The following is an 18,349-nucleotide window of genomic DNA, read 5'->3' as shown; positions in this document are numbered from 1 at the left end:
GACCCCTGTACCGGGGCCAGGCACACTCAGGCGTGGGCCTTGAGGCCGCGCGCCGCGAACAGACGCACCTCGGCGCGACGCTCGGCGTGCTCGTCGAGGCCCGACTTGGCGTTCTCCAGCGCGCGCTCGGCGCGGGCGACGTCGATCTCGTCCGCCAGCTCGGCGATCTCCGCGAGCAGAGACAGCTTGTTGTCGGCGAACGAGATGAAACCGCCGTGCACCGCGGCGACGACGGTGCCGCCGTCCACCGTGCGGATCGTGACGGGACCGGTCTCCAGCACGCTCAGCACCGGGGTGTGGCCCGGCATGATGCCGGTGTCACCGGAGGCCGTACGGGCGACGACGATGGTGGCCGCACCGGACCACACCTTGCGGTCGGCTGCGACCAGCTCGACGTGCAGCTCAGCCAACGTGGGCTCCTAGGCTCATGCAACCCCCGATTACTCGGGAGTTTCGGTAAGAATAACGGCCCCGAACCTCCGGCATGAAACCGGCGGCACGGATTTGACCGGAATCACAGCCGATGCGACGCGAGGGGTGGACCCCAGGGCCGGGGCCACCCCTCACTGTCACATGGCTGCTACCGGCCGCGACTACTTCTTCGCGAGCTCGGCGGCGTTCTTCTCGAGGTCCTCGATGCCACCGCACATGAAGAAGGCCTGCTCGGGGATGGCGTCGTACTTGCCGTCCGCGATCGAGTTGAAGGCCTCGATGGTCTCCGACAGCGGGACGGTCGAACCCTCGACACCGGTGAACTGCTTCGCCACGTAGGTGTTCTGCGAGAGGAAGCGCTCGACGCGACGGGCACGGTGGACCGTGACCTTGTCCTCCTCGGACAGCTCGTCGATACCGAGGATCGCGATGATGTCCTGGAGGTCCTTGTACTTCTGCAGGATGCCCTTGATACGGAGAGCCGTGTCGTAGTGCTTCTGCTCGATGTACCGCGGGTCGAGGATGCGGGACGTGGAGTCCAGCGGGTCGACGGCCGGGTAGATGCCCTTCTCCGAGATCGGGCGCGACAGAACGGTCGTCGCGTCCAGGTGGGCGAAGGTGGTGGCCGGCGCCGGGTCGGTCAGGTCGTCCGCGGGGACGTAGATCGCCTGCATCGAGGTGATCGAGTGACCGCGGGTCGAGGTGATGCGCTCCTGCAGGAGGCCCATCTCGTCGGCCAGGTTCGGCTGGTAGCCCACCGCGGAGGGCATGCGGCCGAGCAGGGTCGACACCTCGGAACCGGCCTGGGTGAACCGGAAGATGTTGTCGATGAAGAGGAGCACGTCCTGCTTCTCGACGTCGCGGAAGTACTCCGCCATGGTCAGCGCGGAGAGCGCGACGCGAAGACGCGTGCCCGGCGGCTCGTCCATCTGGCCGAAGACCAGCGCGGTCTTGTCCAGAACGCCCGAGTCGACCATCTCGTCGATGAGGTCGTTGCCCTCACGGGTGCGCTCGCCGACACCGGCGAACACCGACACACCACCGAAGTTCTCGGCGACGCGGTAGATCATCTCCTGGATCAGAACGGTCTTGCCGACACCGGCACCACCGAACAGACCGATCTTGCCACCCTGGACGTACGGGGTGAGGAGGTCGATGACCTTGATGCCCGTCTCGAACATCTCGGTCTTGGACTCGAGGTCCTTGAACTCCGGGGCCTTGCGGTGGATCGGCCAGCGGACCTCGACCTGCTGGTCGAACTCCGCCTGGTCCACGTTCAGCACGTCACCGAGGGCGTTGAACACCTTGCCCTTGGTGATCTGGCCGACCGGCACCGAGATGGCGGCACCGGTGTCGGACACCTGGGCGCCGCGGACGAGGCCGTCGGTCGGCTGCATCGAGATGCCGCGGACCATGCCGTCGCCGAGGTGCTGGGCGACCTCGAGGGTCAGGATCTTCTTGCCCGAGCCGTCGGGGTTGTCCACCTCGACGTGAAGGGCGTTGAACATGTCCGGAATCGCGTCGACGGGGAACTCCACGTCGACGACCGGGCCGATGACCCGCGCGACGCGGCCCGTCGCCGTGGTCGGCTCAACAGTGGTGGTCATACTCATTCGCTCCCGCGGCTAGCGTCGGCGAGGGCGTTGGCACCGCCGACGATCTCGCTGATTTCCTGGGTGATCTCGGCCTGACGGGCCGAGTTGGCAAGCCGCGTGAGCGACTTGATGAGCTCGCCGGCGTTGTCCGTCGCGCTCTTCATCGCGCGGCGGCGGGCGGCGTGCTCGGAAGCGGCCGACTGCAGCATCGCGTTGTAGATCCGGCTTTCGACGTACCGCGGCAGCAGCGCGTCGAGGACGCCCTCGGCCGACGGCTCGAAGTCGTACAGCGGGAAGATCTCCGCCTTGGCCGGCCGCGAGTCGCTCAGCTGGACCTCGTCCAGCTTGAGCGGCAGCAGCCGTGCCGCGACCGCGTTCTGCGTCAGCATCGACACGAACTCGGTCGAGATCAGGTGCAGTTCGTCCACACCGCCGGTCTCCGCGGTGAAGGCCTCGATCAGCTCGGCCGAGACCGTCTTCGCGTCACCGTAGGTCGGCTTGTCCGAGAAGCCCGTCCACGAGCCCGCCACCGCCAGGTTGCGGAACGCGTAGTACGAGACGCCCTTGCGGCCGATGATGTACGTCGACACGTCCTTGCCCTCGGCGCGCAGACGCTCGGAGAGCGCCAGCGACGCCTTGATGGCGTTGGTCGAGTAGCCGCCCGCCAGGCCGCGGTCCGCCGTGATCACGAGGACGGCGGCGCGCGTGGCGCTCGGGTTCTCGGTCGTCAGCGGGTGCTTGGCGTTGGACCGGGTGGCCACCGCCGTCACCGCCCGGGTGAGCTCATCGGCGTACGGAGTGGAGGCGGCCACCGCGCGCTGCGCCTTGACGATGCGCGACGCGGAGATCATCTCCATCGCCTTGGTGATCTTCTTCGTCGCGGTGACAGAGCGGATCCGGCGCTTGTAGACCCGAAGCTGTGCTCCCATGGGTCGTTACGTCCTTTCCCTCGCTACCGGATTCAGGCCTGCTCGGACAGCAGCTTGCCGTCGGCGGTCTGGTAGCCGGCCTTGAAGCTCTCGATCGCGCTGGTCAGAGCGTCGACGGTGCCGTCCGCGAGCAGACCGGTCTCGACGATGCCGGCGAGCAGGTCCTTGTGCTGCAGGCGCACGTGGTCCAGGAACTCGCGCTCGAAGCGACGGATCTCGGCGACCGGGACGTCGTCCAGCTTGCCGTTGGTGCCGGCCCAGATCGAGACGACCTGCTCCTCGACCGGGAACGGCTGGTACTGGCCCTGCTTGAGCAGCTCGACCATGCGCGCACCGCGCTCCAGCTGGGCCTTGGAGGCCGCGTCCAGGTCGGAACCGAAGGCGGCGAAGGCCTCCAGCTCACGGTACTGGGCGAGGTCCAGACGCAGGCGGCCGGCGACGGAGCGCATGGCCTTGATCTGGGCGGAGCCACCGACGCGGGAGACCGAGATGCCGACGTTCACGGCCGGGCGGATGCCGGCGTTGAACAGGTCGGACTCCAGGAAGCACTGGCCGTCGGTGATGGAGATGACGTTGGTCGGGATGTACGCCGACACGTCGTTGGCCTTGGTCTCAATGATCGGCAGACCGGTCATCGAGCCGCCGCCCAGGGCGTCGTTCAGCTTCGCGCAGCGCTCCAGCAGGCGCGAGTGCAGGTAGAAGACGTCGCCCGGGTAGGCCTCGCGGCCCGGCGGGCGGCGCAGCAGCAGGGAGACGGAGCGGTAGGCCTCGGCCTGCTTCGACAGGTCGTCGAAGATGATCAGGACGTGCTTGCCGGCGTACATCCACTGCTGGCCGATGGCCGAACCGGTGTACGGGGCGAGGTACTTGAAGCCGGCCGGGTCGGAGGCGGGAGCAGCCACGATCGTGGTGTACTCCAGCGCGCCGGCCTCCTCCAGGGCGCCGCGGACGGACGCGATGGTGGAGCCCTTCTGGCCCACGGCGACGTAGATGCAGCGGACCTGCTTCTCCGGGTCGCCCGAGCGCCAGTTGTCGCGCTGGTTGATGATCGTGTCGACGGCCACCGCGGTCTTGCCGGTCTGGCGGTCGCCGATGATCAGCTGGCGCTGGCCACGGCCGATCGGGGTCATCGCGTCGATGGCCTTGATGCCGGTCTGCAGCGGCTGCTTGACCGACTTGCGGGCCATGACGCCGGGGGCCTGCAGCTCAAGGGCACGACGGGTCTCGGCGGCGATCTCGCCCAGACCGTCGATCGGGTTGCCCAGCGGGTCCACGACGCGGCCGAGGAAGCCGTCGCCGACGGGGACCGAGAGGACCTCGCCCGTGCGGCGCACGGTCTGGCCCTCCTCGATGCCGCCGAACTCACCGAGGACGACGACACCGATCTCGCGGGTGTCGAGGTTCAGCGCGAGGCCGAGCGTGCCGTCCTCGAACTTCAGCAGCTCGTTCGCCATGACCGAGGGCAGACCCTCGACATGGGCGATGCCGTCCGCCGCGTCAGTGACCTTGCCGACCTCTTCCACAGAAGCGGCGTCCGGCTGGTACGACTGGACAAAGTCGGCCAGCGCGTCCCGGATCTCCTCCGGACGGATCGTAAGCTCCGCCATCAGGCTTCCCTGCTCTCCTAGTTTGCGATCCTCGGCCCGCCATTGAGGGCCGCAAGTATTCGACTCTCGGCCGGGTCTACCGAACCGGCCGTACGATTTCCCGGCCCCTTGAGGAGCCGGTTCCCGACCGAGGGTCGGATGTGCTTCGGTGCTCAGCCTTCGAGCGACTGCCGGGCGCCTTCGAGGCGGCTCGACACGGTGCCGTCGATGATCTCGTCGCCGATCTGCACCCGGACCCCGCCGACGACCTCGGGGTCGACGTCGATGTTCAGGTGGACCTGGCGGCCGTACATCCGGCCCAGAGCGCCGGACAGGCGCTCCTTCTGGGTGTCCGACAGCGGCACCGCGGTGGTGACCAGGGCCACCATGCGGTCGCGGCGAGCGGCGGCGAGCTTCGAGTAGGACTCCAGGCCCTGCTCCAGGCTACGGCCACGCGGCGCGTTGACGAGGGCGGTGACCAGCCGGACGGTGCCGGCGTTGGCGCGGCCGCCGAGGAGCTTGGTGATCAGCGCGGCCTTGGCGGCGGCGCCGGCCTTCGGCTCGGTCAGCGCGGCGCGCAGCTCGTGCGAGCCGCTCACCACCCGGCCGAAACGGAAGAGCTCGTCCTCGACGTCGTCCAGGGCGCCGGCCTTGTCCGCGGCGATGATCTCCGCGTACGCGGCGAGTTCCTCGGTCGCGTCCACGAGGTTGCGCGAGCCCGACCAGCGCGAGCGGACCAGGCCGGAGACCAGGTCCACCGTCTCGCCCGAGACCTGGCCGGTGAGCAGCGAGGTGACCAGCTGGGCCTTGTCCTGGCCCGACCGCGAGGGGTCGGTCAGGACTCGGCGCAGCGACACCTCGCGGTCCAGCACGGCCGTCACGGCGGTGAGCTCCTCGGCGAGCTTGGCCGAGTCCACCGAGGTGGAGTCGGTCAGGCTCTCCAGGTTCTTCCGGCCGGCGAGGAGCGCCTCACGGCTGGCGCCGATCACTTGGCCGCACCCTGAGCAACGGTGGCCTTGGCCTCCAGCTCGTCCAGGAAACGGTCGACGACGCCGCTCTGGCGGGTGTGCTCCTCGAGGGACTCACCCACGATGCGGGAAGCCAGCTGGGTGGCCAGCGAACCCACGTCCTGACGCAGGGCGGTGGTCGCCTGCTTCTTGTCGGCCTCGATCTGCGCGTGACCGGCGGCGACGATGGCCTCGCGCTGACGCTGGCCCTCCTCGCGCATCTCGGTGAGCTGGGCGGCACCCTGCTCGCGAGCCTGCTCGACGATGCGGGCAGCCTCGTGGCGCGCCTCGGCGAGCTCGGCGCGGTACTGCTCAAGCAGGGCCTGGGCCTCGGCCTGAGCGGCCTCGGCGCGCTCCATGCCGCCCTCGATGGCGTCCCGGCGCTCCGACAGCACCTTCTCGATGCTGGGGAGGAGCTTCTTGCCGAGAAGACCGAAGACGATGAAGAAGCAGAGCAGGCCGATAACGATCTCGGGCCAGTTGGGGAGGAGAGGGTTCATCGTCTCCTCGGCCGCGAGCTGAGCCGCGATGCTCATGTCTGGACCTTCCTCGAAAGGGTCTGCGGCAGGATTACTTGTTGCCGAAGACGAACGGCATGACGATGCCGATGAGGGCGAGCGCCTCGGTCAGCGCGAAGCCGATGAACATGTTGGAGCGGATGAGACCGGCAGCCTCGGGCTGACGGGCCATCGCCTGGACACCGTTGCCGAAGATCAGACCGACGCCGATGCCGGGGCCGATCGCGGCGAGGCCGTAGCCGATGGAGGCGACGGAACCGTAGACGTTGCCCTCAGCGAGGATGCTCATTGACGTTGTCCTTTGCAGGGGTGGTGAACCGGTGGTGATTGGCCACCGGGCGATCCGGGAGGTGGTTCGTGCGAGGCCCAGGGCCTCGGGGCTCAGTGCGACTCTTCGAGGGCACCGGCGATGTAGCTGCTGGCCAGCATCACGAAGATGTAGGCCTGCAGGAACTGGACCAGCAGCTCGAAGGCGGTCAGGCCGACGGCGACGATGAACGAGGCCGAGCCGTAGAGCGCACCCAGGGTCGGGCTGAGCAGGTACCAGGAGGCGATGGAGAACATCACGATCAGCAGGTGGCCGGCGAACATGTTCGCGAAGGCTCGGACCGCGAGCGTGAAGGGGCGCACGAAGATGTTCGAGAAGAACTCGATCGGCACCAGGATGAACATGACCCAGCCGGGGATGCCCGACGGCCAGCAGAGGTTCTTCAGACCGCCGACGAAGCCGTGCTTCTTGAAGGTCAGCGTCATGTAGGTGATCCACACGACCGCCGCGAGGCCAGCCGGGAATCCGATCGTCGCCATCACGGGGAACTGGGCGAAGGGGATGATCGACATGATGTTCATCAGCCAGATGAAGAAGAACATCGAGACGAGCATCGGGACGTACTTCTCGCCCTTCTTGCCAATCGTCTCCAGCACGATGGAGCGCTTGACGAAGTCGTAGCCGATCTCGCCGACGAGCTGCAGCTTGCCGGGGACCAGGCGCGGCTTGGCGAAGGCGGCCCAGAAGAACACCACGACCAGCAGGGCCACGATGATCGACAGAAGCATCGGCTTGTTGAACTCGATGCTGCCGATCGTGAAGATCGGCTTGAACTGGAACTCGTTCAGACCCGGGGCCGGGAAGCCGCAGCCAGCGTCCCCGAAGTGGCAACTGCCTGAGGCGAGGGACGTGAGGTCAGAACTCACCACGGACTCCTTCGTCGTGACGCATGGATACGGCAACCTCGGTGTGTCGGCGTGGCCTGCGGCCACGGTGCGGCACTGGAACTTGATGGGTTTCTCGCCGACCCCGCCCGGCGGTGCGCTGCACCACGGCGGGATCATCGAAGACTGCGCGGGTCCGGGGGGCGATCCGTCCAAGCTCAGGACAGACCTGGCCGCTTCCCGTACTCCGTTGTTGCGACGGACGATAGCAGCCCGTCAGTGCGGCATAAACACCGCCCCCCTCGTTGGGGGGACAGTCGGGCCTCGTCACTGTTGACGACCCTTGTCGGAGGGGCCGTCGCCCTTGCTTTCCGAGGCGTGGGGGTCGACGTAGAAGGTCTTGGCCTTGAGGGCGCCGCGCACCTGGAAGCCCGTCCAGATCAGCGCGCAGCCCAGCAGGGTGAAGGCGAAGGCCTGCCGGTTGAACAGTTCGGTGTTCTTGAAGACGGCGAGCACGATGCCGACCAGCAGGATCTGCGTGGTGTACACGAGCAGGGCCGCGGCCATCATGATCTGCGGGTTCGACCTGGTCAGCCGGTCGAGCGCGACCTGGCCGAAGCTGAAGAAGGCCATCACGAGCAGCGAGCCGAAGAGGGCGCCGAGCAGACCCTTCCCACCGGCGACGGCGAAGGAGATCGCCATGGCGACGATCCCGGCGACCGCAGTGGGGATCGCGGCGCCTCGGAGGATCCGGGCGTCGGTGGACGGCATGTCGGCAGCTCCGGCGGCATGTCGATGTGGCGGGGGACGGGGCACAGACGGGCGGTGGGTGAGACACCTTCCGAGAACTCAGCCGCCGGGCCGCCCGCTGGAGCGGCGGGCCCGTCGAAGGAGACCGACCAGGGACGGAAGTCCTCCACCTGTCAGGTCTTTCGGCGTGTTCTCGGTACTCGTGAACGGTATCACAAACTATTTGATGAGAGCTTTACCATGAATGTGTGGCACCTGTCACACCGACGGAGCAACGGTTCCCCCGTTCGGGTGAGCCCGTTTGACGGAGCGTCAACCCCCTGGTCAGCGGCGTCCACTCGCCTGGTCGTGCGAGGAGGACGGCGAGGAGCCCCGGGTCGCTTCGCCGAGAAGTTGCTTGTCCTTTGCCGACAGTTCAGCCATCGGGCCGGACCGCTGACGGCGGTACCGCGGCGGGACGAAGGACTGCACGGCCTTCGGGGCCCTCGGCCGGAAGCGCGGGGTGAGGAGCACCACCAGGCCGACGAGGCAGAGGCCGGCGAGGGTCAGCACCACGGTGCGGCCGGTGTTGGTCACCGAGAAGGCGACGGTGCCGAAGGCGATCAGCGCGGCCCAGAAGTACATGATCAGCACGGCCCGGCTGTGCGAGTGCCCGACCTGGAGCAGCCGGTGGTGCAGGTGGCGCTTGTCCGCGGCGAACGGCGACTGGCCGGCCCAGGTGCGGCGGACGACGGCGAGCAGCAGGTCCGCCAGCGGCAGCGCGATGACGGTGAGCGGCAACAGCAGCGGCACGTAGATCGGCACCAGGGCGTGCACGGTCGCGGTCTGCGAGCCGGTCTCGCTGGTGATCAGGTCGGGGTCGACACGACCGGTGATGGAGATCGCGGCGACGGCGAGCATCAGGCCCAGCATCATCGAGCCGGAGTCGCCCATGAAGATCCGCGCGGGGTGCATGTTGTGCGCCAGGAAGCCGAGGCACATGCCGATCAGCAGCACGCTGAACAGCACGGCGGGGGCCGCGTCGCTGATCGTGTAGCCGTACCAGAGCCGGTAGCTGTACAGGAAGAAGGCCATCGCCGCGATGCAGACCATGCCGCCGGCCAGGCCGTCGAGGCCGTCGATGAAGTTCACCGCGTTGACCATGACGACGACCAGGACGACGGAGATGACCATGCCCTGGGTGGGGCTGACGGCGACCGCGCCGAAGCCGGGCACCGGGATGGTGATGACCGTGACGCCCTGCCAGACCATCACACCGGCGGCGATCATCTGACCGCCGAGCTTGACCAGGGCGTCCACGCCCCACTTGTCGTCGAGCACGCCCAGCAGGAACATGATCCCGGCGCCGGACAGCAGGGCCCGGATGTCGGTGCCGCCGGAGAACACCTTGCTCAGGTTGTCCAGCTGCGAGGCGACGAGGATGCCCGCGCAGAGCCCGCCGAACATGGCGATGCCGCCCAGGCGCGGGGTGGGCTCGCGGTGCACGTCACGGGCGCGCACGGGCGGCATGGCGCCGGCCGCGATGGCGAACTTCCGGACGGGGCCCGTCAGCAGGTACGTGACGGCGGCGGTGCAGAACAGCACCAGCAGATACTCACGCACCACCGGCCTCCTGCATCACTGTCGAACGGGGAGGTACCGAAGGTACTCCCCTGCCTTCCCGGGGTTCGAGGTGCGTCGCCACGGCACACACCTTATTGAGTCGGACGCCCGGTGCGCGCATCGCGGTTCGCCCTCCCGGGTAGGAGATACGAATACCTGCTCTCCGGTTCCCGGTCAGCGCCCCTCGGCGAACTCCTCCGCCAGCCCCCGCACCCGCTCCCGCAGGCCCTCGGTGACGGGCCCCGCGAGCGCCTCGGCGACCAGGTCGGCGATCCTCCGCAGCTCGCCCTCCCCCATTCCCTGGCTGGTCACCGTACCCGTGCCCAGCCGGATGCCGGAGGCCTCGGCGGGCGGCGCCGGGTCGTACGGCAGCGCGCACTTGCCCAGCAGCAGTCCGGCCGCCGCGCAGCGCCGCTCGGCCTCCGCGCCGGTCACGCCCAGCGGACTGACGTCCGCCGTGACCAGGTGGGTGTCCGTTCCGCCCGTCAGGGGGCGCAGACCGGCCTCTGCGAGCCCCTCGGCCAGGGCGCGCGCCCCGGACACCGCCCGCGCCGCGTACGCCCGGTAGGCGGGCGTCGCCGCCTCCGCGAGGGCCACCGCCTTGCCGGCCACCTCGTTCATCGCCGCGCCGCCCTGGCTGAACGGGAACACCGCACGGTCGACCCGCTCGGCCAGCTCCGCCGTGCACAGCAGCAGGCCGCCGCGCGGGCCGCGCAGCAGCTTGTGGGTGGCCGCCACGGTGACGTCCGCGTACGGCACCGGGGAGGGCGCGAGGCCCGCCGCCACCAGGCCGGTGGTCTGCGCGACGGAGGCGATCAGATAGGCGTCCACCTCGTCGGCGATCTCGCGGAAGGCGGCCCAGTCCGGGTGCCGGGGGTGGGAGATCGAGCCGGCCACGATGGCCTTCGGCCGCTCCCGCCGGGCCAGTTCGCGCACCTGGTCGAGGTCGATCAGGCCGTCCCCCTCGCGCACGCCGTACCCGGTGAAGGCGAACCAGCGGCCGGAGAAGTTCGCCCGCGAGCCGCAGCTGAGGTGGCCGCCGTGCTCCAGCGACATCGCCAGCACCCCGTCGCCGGGCCGCAGCAGCGCCGCGTAGGCCGCCAGCATGGCCGAAGTCGCCGACCGGGGTTGGACGTTGGCGTGCGGGGCGGCGAACAGCTCGCGCGCCCGGTCGATCGCCAGCAGCTCGGCGGCGTCGGCGAGCGCGCAGCCGGTGTGGTGCCGGCGGCCGGGGTAGCCCTCGGCGTACTTGTCGATGAGCGGCCCGGTCAGCGCCGCCAGGACGGCCGGGCTGGTCAGGTTCTCCCCCGCCAGCAGCTGGACCGTCTCCGCCCGCCGCTCGGCCTCCGCCGCCAGCAGGTCGGCGATCTGAGGGTCCGCCCGGCGCAGCGCCTCGGACGCCCAGGGGCGCCCCGTCGTCGTGGTCGGGCCGGTCGCGGCATCGGTGACGGTCATGGCGGGGCTCCCGGGCACGTGCGGGGACGGTGCCTCCAGCCTAGGACCGCACCCCTGGACCGGCCCGCCGAGTGCGGCCTACCGCAGTGCGGGTACGCCCGTCAGAGCGGTGACCACCGGGTCGACCGCGTGGAATATCTCCTCGCCGCAGTTGCGGAACATGCCGATCGGCGCCCCGTACGGGTCGTCCAGCTCGTCCGACTCCGGGGTGGCCGCCAGCAGCCAGCCGCGCAGCGCAGCCGCGGCGCGGACCAGGGCGCGGGCCCGTTCGGTGACGTCGGTGCCCCGGCGGGGGTCCGGGAGGGTGCCCGGGTCGATCGTGCGCACCAGGCGGGTGAACTCCTTCAGGGTGAAGGTGCGCAGGCCCGCCTCGTGGCCCATCGAGATGACCTGGGCGCGGTGGTCCAGGGTCGCGGTGAGCACGAGGTCGGCCTCGACCACGTGCTCGTCCAGCAGCTCCCGGCCGGTGAAGCCCCCGCTGTCGGCGCCGTACTCGTCGAGCACGGTCGCCGCGTGCTCCTCCATCGGAGCGCCCTCGTGGCCCCAGGTGCCGGCGCTCTCCACCAGGATGCGGCCGGCCACCCGGGGGCTCAGCCGGGTGTCCAGCTCACGCCGGGTGAGCCGCTCGGCGATGGGCGAGCGGCAGATGTTGCCGGTGCAGACGAACAGGATGCGGAAGTGGTCCAGCGGCCTGGGGCCCACGGCCAGGTACGGCGCTATGCCGGGCCCGGCATGGAGCGAGGCGACGGCCGTCAACTGCCGGCCTCCAGGTCGGGGACGACCTCCCTCAGCTGCTCGATGCTGATCGCGCCGGCCCGCAGGAGGACCGGCACCTTGCCGGTGACGTCGACGATGGACGAGGCGGTGGCGTAGTCCGCCGAGCCGCCGTCCAGGTAGACCGAGATGGCGTCGCCCAGCTGGTGCTGGGCGTCGTCGCAGGTGACCGGGGACGGGCCGCCGGTCTTGTTGGCGCTGGAGACGGCGAGCGGGCCGGTGTTGTTGAGCAGCTCGATGGCGACCGGGTGCAGCGGCATCCGGACGGCGACGGTGCCGCGGGTCTCGCCGAGGTCCCAGCGCAGCGAGGGCTGGTGCTTGGCGACGAGGGTCAGGCCGCCGGGCCAGAAGGCGTCGACGAGCTCCCAGGCCTGCTCGGAGAAGTCGGTGACCAGGCCGTGCAGGGTGGTCGGCGAGCCGACGAGCACGGGCGAGGGCATGTTGCGGCTGCGGCCCTTGGCGGCCAGCAGCTCGGCGACGGCCTCCGGGGAGAAGGCGTCGGCGCCGACCCCGTACAGGGTGTCGGTGGGCAGCACGACGAGTTCGCCGCGGCGGATGGCCGAGGCGGCCTCACGCAGACCGGTGGCGCGGTCCCCGGCGTCGGCACAGTCGTAGCGGCGGCTCATCGGTGCGGTTCCCTTCCGAAGTGGCTCATGACGAAGCCGACGCTCACGACCCGGCCTTGCGGGCGGTGGTGAAGCGCGGCCGGTTGTTCAGGTCGCGGTGGTCGGCGGTGTCCGTCCAGCCGCGTTCCTCGTTGAAGATCCACGGAACCTGCCCGCCCTGCTGGTCGGCGTGCTCGATCACCACCGCGCCGCCCGGGCGCAGCAGCCGGGCGGCCACGCGCTCGATGCCGCGGATGGTGTCCAGGCCGTCCTCGCCGGAGAACAGGGACATCTGCGGGTCGTGGTCGCGGGCCTCCGGCGCGACGTACTCCCACTCGGTGAGCGGGATGTACGGCGGGTTGGAGATCACCAGGTCGAAGCGGCCGTCCCAGGAGCGGTCGTCCTGGAAGGCCTGGGTGGCGTCGCCGGCGTGCAGGGTGACGCGGGCGCGGTCGGGGCTGGCCTCGATGTTGCGGCGCGTGTACTCCAGCGCGCCCTCGTCGAGTTCGAAGGCGTGCACGGTGGAGCGCGGCAGTTCCTGCGCGAGGGCGAGGGCGATCGCGCCGGAGCCGGAGCAGAGGTCGACGACCAGCGGCTCGGCCACGTCCATCTCGCGGACGGCCTCTATGGCCCACTCGACGACGGTCTCGGTCTCCGGCCGGGGCACGAACACCCCGGGGCCGACCTCCAGTTCGAGGTAGCGGAAGAACGCCCGGCCGGTGATGTGCTGCAGCGGTTCGCGCGCCTCGCGCCGCGAGACGGCCTCCCAGTAGCGGGCGTCGAAGTCGCCGTCCTGCACGGTGTGCAGTTGGCTGCGCTTGACGTGGTGGACGTAGGCGGCGAGCTCCTCCGCGTCGAAGCGCGGCGACGGCACGCCGGCCGCGGCCAACCGCTGGGTGGCCTGGGCCACCTCGGCGAGCAGCAGGTTCATCCGTACGACCTCTTGTTTCTGCGCCCCGGCTCCACGCTCGGCCGGCCGGGGCGCGCCGGTCTCAGTTCTGTTGGGCCGCGGCGAGCTTGGCCGCCGCGTCCGCGTCGACGCAGGACTGGATCACCGCGTTCAGGTCGCCGTCCAGGACCTGGTCCAGGTTGTACGACTTGAACCCCGTGCGGTGGTCCGAGATGCGGTTCTCCGGGTAGTTGTACGTCCGGATGCGCTCGGAGCGGTCCACCGTACGGACCTGGCTGCGACGCGCGTCCGAGGCCTCGCGCTCGGCCTCCTCCTGCGCGGCGGCCAGCAGCCGCGAACGCAGGATGCGCATCGCCTGCTCCTTGTTCTGCAGCTGGCTCTTCTCGTTCTGGCAGGACGCCACGATACCGGTCGGCAGGTGGGTGATCCGGACCGCGGAGTCGGTGGTGTTGACCGACTGGCCGCCGGGGCCGGAGGAGCGGTAGACGTCGATGCGCAGGTCGTTGGCGACGATCTCGACCTCGACCTCCTCCGCCTCGGGGGTGACCAGCACGCCCGCCGCGGAGGTGTGGATGCGGCCCTGGGACTCGGTGGCGGGGACGCGCTGCACGCGGTGCACGCCGCCCTCGTACTTCAGCCGGGCCCAGACGCCCTGGCCGGGCTCGGTGGCGTTGCCCTTGGTCTTCACGGCCACCGAGACGTCCTTGTAGCCGCCGAGGTCGGACTCGTTGGAGTCGATGATCTCGGTCTTCCAGCCGATCCGCTCGGCGAAGCGCAGGTACATCCGCAGCAGGTCGCCGGCGAACAGCGCGGACTCCTCGCCGCCCTCGCCCGCCTTGATCTCCAGGATGACGTCCTTGTCGTCACTCGGGTCGCGCGGCACGAGCAACAGCCGCAGCTCCTCGGTGAGTTCCTCGCGGCGGGCCTCGGAGTCCTTCACCTCGGAGATGAACTCCGGGTCTTCGGCGGCGAGTTCGCGCGCGGCCTCGATGTCCTCCCCGGCCTGGCGCCACTCCCGGTACACCCGGGTGATCGGCGTCAGCTCGGCGTAGCGCTTGGCCAGCTTGCGGGCGTTGGCCTGGTCCGCGTGGACGGACGGGTCTGCCAGCCTCGTCTCGAGGTCGGCGTGCTCGACGAGGAGCTCTTCGACTGCCTCGAACATGGGGTGGCCTTCTTCCCGGGGATCGGATCGGTGGGGGGACGCAGGGGTCGCGTACGGGGGGACGCGAACGGCGCCGGCCCCAGGTGCCCCCGACTGCGAGTACGGGGGCACCGGGAACCGGCGCCGAGGGAGCGCTAGGCCTTCGCGCTGTGCTGCTTGCCGAAGCGCTTCTCGAAGCGGGCAACGCGGCCACCCGTGTCGAGGATCTTCTGCTTGCCGGTGTAGAAGGGGTGGCACTGCGAGCAGACCTCGGCGCGGATCTCGCCACTGGTCTCGGTCGAGCGGGTGGTGAACTCGGCGCCGCAGGTGCAGGTCACCTTCGTGACCACGTACTCGGGGTGAACGTTGGGCTTCAAGGGGTTCTCCTAGTTTTCGGGAGGGCACCGGGTCGGCGGCTGGAGCGCCGCACGTGAACCGGGACCGACGGACCAGTCTGCCAGGACCGGCCGCATCTTCCCAAACCGGGTCCCGTCCGGGGATATTCCGGGCGCCCCTCAGCGGGCCGGTACGGCCTTCTTCGACGGGGTCGCGGCGGGGCTGGGGGCGGCCTGCGCGGGGTTCTCGGGCTGCGCGGAGACGACGGCCTGCGGGATCGGCTGGTCGGCCTTGAGCGCCGCCCACACCTGCCCGGCCTGCGGCTGCTGCTGGACGACCCGGTTGGGGTCGCTGGGGGCCGGGACGACCGGCAGGGTCACCATGCTCAACTGGTCGGGCCCGATCCCCTTGAGCTCCTGCACCAGGCCCACCAGGGAGTTCACGGAGCCGAGCGCGGAGTCGGTGGTGATGCTCTTCGTCACGGTGTCGCCGAGCGACCAGGCCTTGAGCGGGTTGGTGAACAGCCCCGCGCCGCCGGCCTGCTTGAGCAGGGACTTCACCATCTGCTTCTGCAGCTCGATCCGGCCGAGGTCGCTGCCGTCGCCGACGCCGTGCCGGGTGCGGACGAAGGCCAGCGCCTGCTGCCCGTCCAGGTGGTGCTCGCCGGCCGGCAGGTCGAGCCCGCTGTCCTTGTCGTGGATGGCCACCGTGGTGGTCACGGTGGCCCCGCCTATCGCGTCGACGACCCGGGCGAAGCCGGCGAAGTCGACCTGCACGTAGTGGTCCATCCGCAGCCCGGTGAGCTGCTCGGTGGTCTTGACGGCGCAGACCGCGCCGCCGGTCTCGAAGGCGCTGTTGTACATCGCGCGCTTGACCGCCGGGGTCGCCCTGCCGGAGGAGTCGGTGCAGGCGGGCCGGTCGACCAGGGTGTCGCGCGGGATCGAGACGACCTGCGCGTGCGAGTGGTCCTGGCTGACGTGCACCACCATCGCGGTGTCCGAGCGCGCGGTGTCGCCGGTGTCCCCGCCGGCGAGGGAGCCGTTGTCCCCGACCCGGGAGTCGGAGCCCAGGACGAGGATGTTGAAGGAGCCGTCGGTGGCGGCCGGCGGGCGGGCCTCGCCCAGCTGCTGGTTGATGTCGACGCTCTTGATGTTCCCGTTGAGCCGCACGTACGCGTACACGGCCGCCCCGGCGCCCATGACGACGAGCGCGACGAACGCGCAGGCGGCCACCCGCAGGACCTTGCGGCGGCGACTCGGGACCCTCTTGTGCTCGGCCATACGGTCCAGAGTAAATCGGACAAGTAGCCGAAATGGCCCCAAGTCGTCCCGATCCTGGAACAGTGCCCGACCGGACGCACGGAACCCCGGACCGCTCGCGCGGTCCGGGGTTCGGTGTCACAGAGCCGTACGGCTACGGTCAGTCGCCGGAGCCGGGGGTGGTCTTGGCGATCTGCATCAGGAACTCGGCGTTGCTCTTGGTCTGCTTCATCTTGTCCAGCAGCAGCTCGATCGCCTGCTGCGAGTCGAGCGCGTGCAGCACCCGGCGCAGCTTCCAGACGATGGCCAGCTCCTCGCTGCCGAGCAGGATCTCCTCCTTGCGGGTGCTGGAGGCGTCCACGTCGACGGCCGGGAAGATGCGCTTGTCCGAGAGCTTCCGGTCGAGCTTGAGCTCCATGTTGCCGGTGCCCTTGAACTCCTCGAAGATCACCTCGTCCATGCGCGAGCCGGTCTCGACCAGCGCGGTGGCGAGGATGGTCAGCGAGCCGCCGTTCTCGATGTTGCGCGCGGCGCCGAAGAACTTCTTCGGCGGGTAGAGCGCGGTCGAGTCGACACCACCGGACAGGATGCGGCCGGAGGCCGGCGCCGCCAGGTTGTAGGCGCGGCCCAGGCGGGTGATCGAGTCCAGCAGGATGACCACGTCGTGGCCCAGCTCCACCAGGCGCTTGGCGCGCTCGATGGCCAGCTCGGCGACGGTGGTGTGGTCCTCGGCCGGGCGGTCGAAGGTCGAGGAGATGACCTCGCCCTTGACCGACCGCTGCATGTCGGTGACCTCTTCCGGACGCTCGTCGACCAGGACGACCATCAGGTGGCACTCGGGGTTGTTGTGGGTGATCGCGTTGGCGACCGCCTGCAGCACCATCGTCTTGCCGGTCTTCGGCGGCGCGACGATCAGACCGCGCTGGCCCTTGCCGATCGGCGACACCAGGTCGATGATCCGGGTGGTCAGCACGCCCGGGTCGGTCTCCAGGCGCAGCCGCTCCTGCGGGTACAGCGGGGTGAGCTTGTTGAACTCGGGGCGGCCGCGGCCGCTCTCCGGGTCCATGCCGTTGACGGAGTCCAGGCGCACCATGGCGTTGAACTTCTCGCGGCGCTCGCCCTCACGGGGCTGGCGCACGGCGCCGGTGATGGCGTCGCCCTTGCGCAGCCCGTTCTTGCGGACCTGGGCGAGCGAGACGTAGACGTCGTTCTGGCCCGGCAGGTAGCCGGAGGTGCGCACGAACGCGTAGTTGTCGAGGATGTCCAGGATGCCCGCGACGGGGATCAGGACGTCGTCCTCGCCGACCTGCGGCTCGGCGACGCCGGTCGCCTCGAAGCCGTCGCGCCCACGGCGGCCGCGGCGGTCGCGGTAGCGGCCGCGACGACCGCGACGGCCGTCGCCGAACTCGTCGTCGTCGAAGGCGCCGCCCTGCTGGGCCTGCGGCTGCTGGGTCTGCTGGCCGCCCTGGCGGCTCTGCTGGCCGTCGCCCTGGCCCTGCTGCTGGCCGCCCTGCTGGGTCTGGCGCTCGGGGCGGTCGGCACGGTCGCGGCGGTTGCGGCGGTCGCGGCGCGACTCGCGGCCGTCGCCGTCCTGGGCCTCGCCGGCGTCCTGACGCTCGGTGCGCTCGGTGCGCTCGACGCGGTCGGTGCGGTCGCCGCGGTCACGGCGCTCACGACGGTCGCGGCGGGTCTCCCGGCTGTCCTCGCGGCCCTCGAAGCCACGGGTCTCGGTGCCGCGGGCCTCGGACTGCTTGGGCTCGGCGACCACGACGGCGGCCTCGGCCGCAGCAGCGGCAGCCGCCTCGGCGGCGGGGGTGCCGGCGGCCGAGGTGGCACGGCGGCGGGGGCGCTCGGTACGGGCGGGCGCGGCGGTCTCGGCGGCGGCCTGGACCGGGATGTCGATCTGGGCCTGCGCGTCGGCGGCGGCCGGGGCCTCGACGGCGGCGGCAGCGGCGGCGGCCTTGGTGCGGCGGGCCGGCTTCTCGACGACGGTCTCGGTCTCCGCCTTGGCGGCGGTGCGCTTGGCGGCCGGCGCGGCGGCGGGGGCACCGCCGGCGGCGAGCAGCGGGTCGCCGCCGCTCTTCTCCTTGATGGTCTCGATCAGCTGGCTCTTGCGCATGCGCCCGGTACCGGTGATGCCCAGGTCCGCGGCGAGCTTCTGCAGCTCGGCCAGGACCATGCCGTCCAGGCCGGCGGCGGCACTGCGGCGGCGCCGGGCCGGGGCGGCGGGGGCGGCGGATGCGTCCGACGCCTCGGCGTCCGGGCGCGCGCCCATCAGATCGGTGGAGTCGCTCACTA

At 70.4% G+C, this 18,349-nt stretch carries 18 protein-coding genes; all 18 read right to left on the bottom strand.

The window, feature by feature from the left end; all coding sequences use genetic code 11:
• Window positions 1-26: 26 nt before the first annotated feature.
• The gene (locus ACIRRS_RS31260) at window positions 27-410 is read right to left on the bottom strand and encodes a F0F1 ATP synthase subunit epsilon (protein ID WP_402977853.1); all 384 of its coding nucleotides are present in this window, start codon (window positions 408-410) and stop codon (window positions 27-29) included.
• 183 nt (window positions 411-593) lie between these two features.
• Window positions 594-2,039 (bottom strand): F0F1 ATP synthase subunit beta, encoded by a 1,446-nt coding sequence (gene atpD / locus ACIRRS_RS31255; protein WP_402977851.1) that lies wholly within the window; start codon window positions 2,037-2,039, stop codon window positions 594-596.
• Between the two features lie 2 nt (window positions 2,040-2,041).
• Window positions 2,042-2,956 (bottom strand): F0F1 ATP synthase subunit gamma, encoded by a 915-nt coding sequence (locus tag ACIRRS_RS31250; protein WP_402977849.1) that lies wholly within the window; start codon window positions 2,954-2,956, stop codon window positions 2,042-2,044.
• A gap of 32 nt (window positions 2,957-2,988) precedes the next feature.
• Complete coding sequence (atpA, locus tag ACIRRS_RS31245) at window positions 2,989-4,563, bottom strand: F0F1 ATP synthase subunit alpha (protein WP_402977846.1); 1,575 nt, start codon at window positions 4,561-4,563, stop codon at window positions 2,989-2,991.
• A 152-nt stretch (window positions 4,564-4,715) separates the two neighbouring features.
• Window positions 4,716-5,531 carry a F0F1 ATP synthase subunit delta gene (locus ACIRRS_RS31240; RefSeq protein WP_402977843.1) on the bottom strand — a complete coding sequence of 272 codons (816 nt, stop codon included), beginning with the start codon at window positions 5,529-5,531 and terminating at the stop codon, window positions 4,716-4,718.
• Entirely contained in the window at window positions 5,528-6,085 is a 558-nt protein-coding gene (locus tag ACIRRS_RS31235) for a F0F1 ATP synthase subunit B (RefSeq protein ID WP_402977840.1), read from the bottom strand. Before ACIRRS_RS31235 ends, ACIRRS_RS31240 begins: the two co-directional genes overlap by 4 nt.
• Window positions 6,086-6,119: 34 nt before the next feature.
• The gene (gene atpE, locus ACIRRS_RS31230; protein WP_350879602.1) at window positions 6,120-6,356 is read right to left on the bottom strand and encodes an ATP synthase F0 subunit C; all 237 of its coding nucleotides are present in this window, start codon (window positions 6,354-6,356) and stop codon (window positions 6,120-6,122) included.
• A gap of 92 nt (window positions 6,357-6,448) precedes the next feature.
• Complete coding sequence (gene atpB, locus ACIRRS_RS31225) at window positions 6,449-7,261, bottom strand: F0F1 ATP synthase subunit A (RefSeq protein WP_402977837.1); 813 nt, start codon at window positions 7,259-7,261, stop codon at window positions 6,449-6,451.
• Between the two features lie 285 nt (window positions 7,262-7,546).
• Window positions 7,547-7,990 carry a hypothetical protein gene (locus ACIRRS_RS31220; RefSeq protein WP_402977834.1) on the bottom strand — a complete coding sequence of 148 codons (444 nt, stop codon included), beginning with the start codon at window positions 7,988-7,990 and terminating at the stop codon, window positions 7,547-7,549.
• 303 nt (window positions 7,991-8,293) lie between these two features.
• Complete coding sequence (locus tag ACIRRS_RS31215; protein ID WP_402977831.1) at window positions 8,294-9,571, bottom strand: MraY family glycosyltransferase; 1,278 nt, start codon at window positions 9,569-9,571, stop codon at window positions 8,294-8,296.
• Window positions 9,572-9,745: 174 nt separating this feature from the next.
• Window positions 9,746-11,026, bottom strand: a complete 1,281-nt coding sequence (gene glyA / locus ACIRRS_RS31210; protein WP_402977828.1) for a serine hydroxymethyltransferase — start codon at window positions 11,024-11,026, stop codon at window positions 9,746-9,748.
• A gap of 78 nt (window positions 11,027-11,104) precedes the next feature.
• Window positions 11,105-11,746, bottom strand: a complete 642-nt coding sequence (locus tag ACIRRS_RS31205; protein WP_402977947.1) for a protein-tyrosine-phosphatase — start codon at window positions 11,744-11,746, stop codon at window positions 11,105-11,107.
• A 32-nt stretch (window positions 11,747-11,778) separates the two neighbouring features.
• Window positions 11,779-12,426: an L-threonylcarbamoyladenylate synthase gene (locus ACIRRS_RS31200; RefSeq protein WP_402977825.1), complete on the bottom strand. Its 648-nt coding sequence runs from the start codon at window positions 12,424-12,426 to the stop codon at window positions 11,779-11,781.
• Between the two features lie 43 nt (window positions 12,427-12,469).
• Window positions 12,470-13,336 (bottom strand): peptide chain release factor N(5)-glutamine methyltransferase, encoded by an 867-nt coding sequence (gene prmC, locus ACIRRS_RS31195; RefSeq protein ID WP_402977822.1) that lies wholly within the window; start codon window positions 13,334-13,336, stop codon window positions 12,470-12,472.
• A 61-nt stretch (window positions 13,337-13,397) separates the two neighbouring features.
• A complete protein-coding gene (gene prfA, locus ACIRRS_RS31190; RefSeq protein ID WP_402977820.1) occupies window positions 13,398-14,477 on the bottom strand; it encodes a peptide chain release factor 1 in 1,080 nt (359 codons plus the stop codon).
• 134 nt (window positions 14,478-14,611) lie between these two features.
• Window positions 14,612-14,833, bottom strand: coding sequence for a 50S ribosomal protein L31 (gene rpmE / locus ACIRRS_RS31185; protein WP_316526281.1), 222 nt, complete (start codon window positions 14,831-14,833; stop codon window positions 14,612-14,614).
• Window positions 14,834-14,971: 138 nt separating this feature from the next.
• Window positions 14,972-16,072, bottom strand: a complete 1,101-nt coding sequence (locus ACIRRS_RS31180; RefSeq protein ID WP_402977817.1) for an LCP family protein — start codon at window positions 16,070-16,072, stop codon at window positions 14,972-14,974.
• Between the two features lie 139 nt (window positions 16,073-16,211).
• Window positions 16,212-18,347 carry a transcription termination factor Rho gene (gene rho / locus ACIRRS_RS31175; protein ID WP_402977814.1) on the bottom strand — a complete coding sequence of 712 codons (2,136 nt, stop codon included), beginning with the start codon at window positions 18,345-18,347 and terminating at the stop codon, window positions 16,212-16,214.
• Between the last annotated feature and the right edge of the window lie 2 nt (window positions 18,348-18,349).

The organism is Kitasatospora sp. NPDC101183, assembly GCF_044767945.1.
Lineage (GTDB): Bacteria > Actinomycetota > Actinomycetes > Streptomycetales > Streptomycetaceae > Kitasatospora.
This window is presented reverse-complemented; position numbering and strand designations above follow the sequence as displayed.